Annotated in this window: 7 protein-coding genes and 1 pseudogene; 2 read left to right on the top strand and 6 right to left on the bottom strand. The window is 74.4% G+C overall.

Annotation, left to right across the window (positions count from 1 at the left end; genetic code table 11):
- Positions 1-170 (bottom strand): annotated as a pseudogene (locus tag KUM38_RS41625) (ABC transporter permease); the annotation flags it as partial.
- Positions 171-312: 142 nt separating this feature from the next.
- On the opposite strand from KUM38_RS41625, the gene KUM38_RS07110 reads away from it, so the two are divergent.
- Positions 313-939, top strand: a complete 627-nt coding sequence (locus tag KUM38_RS07110; protein ID WP_217128415.1) for a TetR/AcrR family transcriptional regulator — start codon at positions 313-315, stop codon at positions 937-939.
- Positions 940-1,023: 84 nt separating this feature from the next.
- On the opposite strand, the gene KUM38_RS07105 is transcribed toward KUM38_RS07110, so the two are convergent.
- The gene (locus KUM38_RS07105; protein WP_217128414.1) at positions 1,024-1,254 is read right to left on the bottom strand and encodes a hypothetical protein; all 231 of its coding nucleotides are present in this window, start codon (positions 1,252-1,254) and stop codon (positions 1,024-1,026) included.
- A 127-nt stretch (positions 1,255-1,381) separates the two neighbouring features.
- On the opposite strand from KUM38_RS07105, the gene KUM38_RS07100 reads away from it, so the two are divergent.
- A complete protein-coding gene (locus KUM38_RS07100) occupies positions 1,382-2,026 on the top strand; it encodes a dihydrofolate reductase family protein (protein WP_217128413.1) in 645 nt (214 codons plus the stop codon).
- Between the two features lie 131 nt (positions 2,027-2,157).
- On the opposite strand, the gene KUM38_RS07095 is transcribed toward KUM38_RS07100, so the two are convergent.
- The 4 genes from KUM38_RS07095 to KUM38_RS07080 all read right to left on the bottom strand — a co-directional run bounded on the left by KUM38_RS07095 (position 2,158) and on the right by KUM38_RS07080 (position 6,308).
- A complete protein-coding gene (locus tag KUM38_RS07095) occupies positions 2,158-3,090 on the bottom strand; it encodes an ADP-ribosylglycohydrolase family protein (RefSeq protein WP_217128412.1) in 933 nt (310 codons plus the stop codon).
- Positions 3,090-4,073, bottom strand: a complete 984-nt coding sequence (galE, locus tag KUM38_RS07090) for a UDP-glucose 4-epimerase GalE (RefSeq protein WP_217128411.1) — start codon at positions 4,071-4,073, stop codon at positions 3,090-3,092. The genes KUM38_RS07095 and galE overlap by 1 nt, the downstream gene beginning before the upstream one ends.
- A 56-nt stretch (positions 4,074-4,129) precedes the next feature.
- Complete coding sequence (locus tag KUM38_RS07085) at positions 4,130-5,731, bottom strand: glycosyltransferase family 2 protein (protein ID WP_217128417.1); 1,602 nt, start codon at positions 5,729-5,731, stop codon at positions 4,130-4,132.
- Positions 5,732-5,810: 79 nt separating this feature from the next.
- Positions 5,811-6,308, bottom strand: coding sequence for a MarR family winged helix-turn-helix transcriptional regulator (locus tag KUM38_RS07080; RefSeq protein WP_217128410.1), 498 nt, complete (start codon positions 6,306-6,308; stop codon positions 5,811-5,813).
- Positions 6,309-6,331 lie beyond the last annotated feature (23 nt).

Genomic DNA, 6,331 nt, shown 5'->3' with positions numbered 1-6,331 from the left:
AAGGCGAGGATGAAGTGCCGCCGGTCCCAGAGCTGACGGACGTACTCGCCGAGGGACGGCCGGGCGCCGCTGACCGTGAGGCCGTACTTGGCGGCGAGGGCCGCGAGGTCGTCCTCGGCCGGGACCGGGCGGGCCGGTGCGGGGGGTGGTGTGTGGAGGGCCTGACTCACATCCGGCGCTTTCGCTAGAGGGAGGGGGGCGACGGGAGTCCCTACGTCGGGACGGGACCGTATCGTCGCAACGGGAGCGTAAGTCGAAAGAACGCCGGAACGCAACCGTTTCGTCGTGACGGTATCGGCCTATGCTGTCCGCATGACGACGAACGCCGACGAGCCCCAGCCGCGTCCGCGCCGCAGGGCCCCCGCCGGGGCCGCCGTACTGCGTCAGGACGTGACGGAGGCCATCCGGGCGGCCGTCTTCGAGGAACTGGCGGCGGCCGGCTACGCGCGGATGTCGATCGAGGGGATCGCGCGCCGCGCGGGTGTCGGCAAGACCGCGGTGTACCGCCGCTGGCGCTCCAAACTGCACCTGGTCCTCGACCTGCTGTCCGCGATCGCCGTCCAGGGCCTGCCCGCGCCGGACACCGGCTCCCTGGAGGGCGACCTGCGCCTGCTGTACGAGGTCACCTCCCGCGCCCTGCGCCACCCCGTCGCCTCGCAGATCCTCCCCGACCTCCAGGCCGAGGCCGCCCGCAACCCCGACATCGCCGAGGCCCTGCAGAAGGCGCTGCGCGAGGGCCAGGACTCCGTCGCCCGGGGCATCGTCGCGGCGGCACAGGCGCGCGGCGAACTCCGCCCCGGCGCCGACCACGCCCTGGCCCTCGACCTGATCTCGGGCCCCCTGTACTGGCGCTCGGTGGTCATCCGCAGCCCGAAGCTGCCGAAGGAGTACCTGGCGGCGCTGACCCGGGCGACGACGGAGGCGCTGAAGGCGCTGTGAGGGAGGCGCGTCGCGCCCTGGGACTCCTCCCCCTCGCCGCCGTGCGGCGTCGTCAGCGCCCGCTGCGAGGGTGACCGGCCGTGGTCACGGGGAGGTCACCGGAGGCCAGTTGAGCAGGGTGGTGTCGGCGACCTGCTGGAGGTCGTCACGGTCGATGCCGCTCGCGGCCTGGACGGCGATCCCGGAGGAGAGGGAGACGACGTACCGGGCGAGCCGGTCCGGGTCGGTGCCGGGCGGCAGGTCGCCCTCGGCGACGGCGCGCCGGAACCGGTCGGCGACGCAGGCCCCGTTGAAGTTGCGCCAGGCGATCAGCACGTCGTGGGCCCGCTGCCCGGGGTCGCCGTCGACGGCGGCCTCAACCAGATCTGAACCCGCACACGGCGATGACTTTTCCCGGCCCGGAGAGTCTCATCACCGTTGTCCGACCACTCTGGAGGAACGCGTGGCTCAGCTTCTGAGAGTCCAGAACTTCAACGTCTCGAGCGACGGCGTCGCTGCCGGCGAGGACCAGAGCCTCGAGCAGCCGTTCGGTCTCGACCATCCCGAGCGGCTGTTCGCCTGGGCCGGCGCCACGGCGAGCTGGCCCATGCGCACCGACCCCGGGGGCAGCCGGGGCCTCGACGACTACTTCACCCGGGACTACGCCCGCAACATCGGTGCCGAGATCATGGGCCGCAACAAGTTCGGGCCCCAGCGCGGGCCCTGGCACGATCACGAGTGGCGCGGCTGGTGGGGGGAGGAGCCCCCGTTCCACACCCCGGTGTTCGTCATGACCCACCACGAGCGTCCTTCGTTCACGCTCTCCGACACCACGTTCCACTTCGTCGCCGGCGACCCGGCCGCGGTCCTCGAACAGGCGCGGGAGGCGGCGCGGGGCAAGGACGTCCGGCTCGGCGGCGGGGTCACCACCATTCGGCAGTTCCTCGACGCCGGCCTCGTCGACACCCTGCACGTGGCGGTCTCGCCGGTGAAGCTCGGGTCCGGACTGCGTCTGTGGGAGTCCCCCGACGAACTGCTCGACCGGTTCCACCTGGAGGTCGTGCCCAGCCCGAGCGGCGTGACCCATCATCTGTTCTGGCGGAAGTGACCGGTTCCCAGGACCGTCCCGGCCGGCCCTTCCGACTCCCGGAGGTCCGGCCGGCGGAACGCCGACCGGTCGGGGAGGCCGGCCCGCCGGGCCCGTCCCATGAAGCCACGCCCGGCTTCCACCGCAGAGACTCAGCCGCACAACCGCCGGGCGAGACCGGACAGGTCCGTCGTGGACAGGACTCGTCCGGCGAAGCCCGGCAGGGGCACGTGCAGGGGCTCGGTCCAGCGTGCGGGGATGGCGTCGACGCCGTACACCGCCCCCGCCAGGCCGCCGGTCACCGCCGCCACCGTGTCCGTGTCGCCTCCGAGGTCGATCGCCGCGCGTACGGCGTCCTCGTAGCCGGTCGTCGTCCGCAGGGCCCAGACGGCGGAGGCCAGGCAGGGCCAGACCGCGCCGTTGAACTCCGTGGCCAGGTCCGGGTGCCAGTCGGGGGCGAGGACGGTGGCGTAGCGGTCGTGGTGGTCCGGGTGGAGCGCGTGCAGGGTGTCGGGTACGGCGGTCATGGGGTCGGCGCCGGTCAGGGCTACGCGGATCAGTTCGTGGAGGACGGCCGTGCCCTCCCAGGCCGCCCGGTCGCCGTGGGTGAGGGCGGACAGGCGGCGGGCGGCGTCCATGGTGGCGGTGCGGCCCAGGGGCGCGAAGTACACGGCGGAGGGGGCCGCCCGCATCAACGTGCCGTTTCCCGCCGCCCGTTGGCTGGTCTGGAAGTGCAGTGCGGCGGCCAGGTCCCACGGGTCGCCGCTGGTCAGTACGGCCTCCGTCTGGAGGCCGATGTCCTTGGGGTCGGCGGCGGCCCACCGCTGGAAACGGCGGAAGACGTCGGGGAGGTCGAGGCCGCCGCGCTCCAGCAGCGACTCGGCGACCAGCACCGCCATCTGCGTGTCGTCCGTCGCCTCGCCCGGGTCCCAGCCACCGCCCCCGCACATCTCGCCGCCGGCCCCCGGTGCCGGGAAGCGGGCCGAGAAGGCGCCCTCCGGGCCGAACTCGAAGGGGGCACCCAGGGCGTCGCCCACGGCGGAGCCGATGACGGCGCCCAGGGCGCGTTCGGTGCGGGTGGGCATCAGGGGCGGGCCTCCGTCGGTGGGTGCAGGCGCAGCCAGCCGGCCCAGGCCGAGGTGATCATGTCGTCGATGTCGTGGCGGGCCTTCCAGCCCAGTTCCGTGGCCGCGCGGTCGGCGGAGGCGACGACGCGGGGCGGGTCGCCGGGGCGGCGCGGGGCGACCACGGGCGGGCGGTCGTGGCCGGTGAGGGCGTTGACGCGGTCGATCATCTCCCGCACGGAGACGCCCTCACCGCGGCCGATGTTGAGGGTGAGGTGCCGGCCGGGGGCGGAACGCAGCGCGCGGGCCGCCGCCACATGGGCCTCGGCCAGGTCGACGACGTGGATGTAGTCGCGGACACAGGTGCCGTCGGGAGTCGGGTAGTCGCCGCCGAACACGCGCGGGGGCAGGTCGTCCGTCAGCTTCTCGAAGATCATGGGGATGAGGTTGAAGACGCCCGTGTCGGCGAGGTCCGGGCGGGCGGCGCCGGCGACGTTGAAGTAGCGCAGGCAGGCCGTGGAGAGTCCGGCCGCTCTGCCGGCCGCGCGGACCAGCCACTCGCCGGCCAGCTTCGTCTCGCCGTACGGCGACATGGGCAAGCAGGGGGTCTCCTCCGTCACGAGGTCCACGTCCGGCATGCCGTACACCGCCGCCGAGGAGGAGAAGACGAAGGAGCGGACCCCGGCCGACGTGACCGCGTCCAGCAGGACGCGCAGGCCCTCGACGTTCTCCCGGTAGTAGTGCAGGGGGAGCGACACCGACTCGGCCACCTGCTTCTTCGCCGCCAGGTGGACGACCCCGGCGACCTCGTGGTCCGCGAGGGCGCGCGCCACCCGCTCGTCGTCCAGGGTGGAGCCGACCACCAGGGGCACCCCGTCCGGCACCCGGTCGGCGAGTCCGGTGGACAGGTCGTCGTACACCACCGCCCGTTCGCCAGCCTCGGTCATCGCCCGTACGACGTGCGCCCCGATGTAACCGGCGCCGCCGGTGATCAACCAGGTCATGGATGGCCGTCCCCTCGTCGTTGGCCCGTGCCCGTGTGGTCGGAAATGGTCGGCTCTCAGTGAAGCAGGCGCCGCAGCCTTCCGCGCAGCACCGGGGCGACTCCGTGCACTCCGGCCGCCACGCGCAGGGCGAGCGCACCCGAGTGCGTGGCGTACGGCCGCACCAGCACCACGCCGTGCCAGGGGCTCGGCATCACACAGCGGCGCAGCAGCCCCGGCCCGGCGAGCGCGTGCGCGGTGACCCGGCGGCTCGAACCGTCCCGGAAGCGCACCCGCAGCCGCAGGTCCCAGGCGCCCGTGCCGAGCGTGGCCAGCCGGTCCGGCCGTACGGTCGTCTCCGCGACCCAGGTGCCGTCGGCGGCCGTCCGCAGCGGCACCGTACGGCGGACGCGGGCGCCGCCCTGGTCCCGGTGGCACCACTCCACCTCCGCGGCCACCGGTCCCGCCCGTGCCACCCGGCCGTACAGCTCGTGCAGGCGCACCCGCAGCCGCGGGCCGTGCGCGTGGGGGCGCAGTTCCGCGTCCACGGCGAGCGGGAGCAGTGGCGCGGGCCGGGTCAGCAGGGGTTCCAGGGTGATTCCGGGCAGGGCGGCCGACCAGCAGGGCGTGCCGTCCGCCGTGCGGGCGTACGGCGGGCACAGCCGGGCCGGCCGGGCCGCCAGTTCCCGCAGCCGGGGCAGGTCGCACGGCTCGGGGGAGGCCAGCACGACCCGCCCGGTCAGCCGGCCCGGGGCCACGGGGTCGCGGGCCCAGTCGGCGGCGTCGTACTCCGCGAGGAACGCCCGGGTGTGCGCCCACCACTCCCGCCGGTACTCCTCGTCGTGCAGCGGCAGCTCGCGGGCGTACATGCGCAGGTCGTGGTCGAGGAACTTGGCCCGTGCCCGGCGCGCCAGCCGTTTCTCCCCGGCGGCCAGCAGGATGTCGTGGGCGGTGCGGCACGCGTGCGTGCGGGCCCGCCAGTTGTCGACGCCCGCGCGGTCCAGCGAGAGCGACAGCCGTCGCGCGGACCGGCGGACGTGCCAGACGTACACCCGGTCCGGGACCAGCGCGACGCGCGGGGCGGCGGCCCACACCCGCGCGGTGAACACGACGTCCTCGTAGGGGAACCGGCCGTCGGGGAAGCGGATGCCGTGCGCGCGCAGGAAGGCCGTGCCGTAGAGCTTGTTGACGCACAGCGTGTCGTGGACCAGGCGCGGGCGCAGCGCCGGGCGGGCGAGCACGGCGGGCGCGGCGTACAGGGCCGGTTCCCAGGGCACCTCGCGCCCCGACGGCAGCTCGCGGCGCACGCACAGGCCGCCCGCGACCTGCGCGTCCGCCCCGGTCGCGGCCGTGAGCAGCGCGTCCACCGCGCCGGGCGGCAGTACGTCGTCGCTGTCCAGGAACATCACGTACGGGGAGGTCACCGCGGCGAGCCCGGTGTTGCGCGGGGTGCCGCAGCCGCCGCTGTTGACGGGGAGCCGGATCACCCGCAGCCGGGGTTCGCCCTCGGCGAGCCGGTCCAGCAGACCGGCGCTGCCGTCCGTCGAGCAGTCGTCGACGGCGACGACCTCCCGCACGGCGTCGCCCTGTCCGAGCGCCGAGCGCACGGCGTCGGTCACATGGGCGGCGTCGTCGTGGCCGATGACGACGACGGCGACCTGGGGCTGAGAGGGCTGCATGGCGTCCTCGGGCACGTCACGGGGCTGCTCCTGCCCTCCATTGAGGACGCTCGGCGCGCGCGGCGCACGTCGGCCGCCGTCACGCGCCTTCCGCCACCGCCGTGTCCAGTGCCGCCGTGAGCCGGTGGAGGCGGGTGCTCAGATCGCGGATCTCGTCGATCCCGAAGCCGGTCGCGGCCATGATCCGGCGCGGCACCTCCAGGGCCCGCTCCCGCAGCGCCGTGCCCTCCTCGGTGGGCCGGACCTCCACCGACCGCTCGTCGCGCGCACTGCGCTCCCGGCGCACCAGGCCGGCCGTCTCCAGCCGCTTGAGCAGCGGGGACAGCGTGCCGGAGTCCAGTCGCAGATGCTCGCCGAGCTTCTTCACGGGCAGCGTGCCGTGCTCCCACAGCACCAGCATGACCAGGTACTGCGGATAGGTGAGCCCGAGGTCTTTGAGGACCACCCGGTAGACGCCGTTGAAGGCGCGGGAGGCGGCGTTCAGGTTGAAGCAGATCTGCTGGTCGAGGCGGAGCCAGTCGTCCGCGGCGCCCGGCAGCGGGGCCGTCGCGGGGGGTGGGCTCGGAGTGGCTGTCATGCCTCCAGGGTAGCCCTCGCGAG

Source organism: Streptomyces sp. AC558_RSS880, assembly GCF_019049255.1.
Classification (GTDB): domain Bacteria; phylum Actinomycetota; class Actinomycetes; order Streptomycetales; family Streptomycetaceae; genus Streptomyces.
Note: the sequence above shows the minus strand (reverse complement) of the source record. Positions and strands in the feature narration are given on the sequence as shown.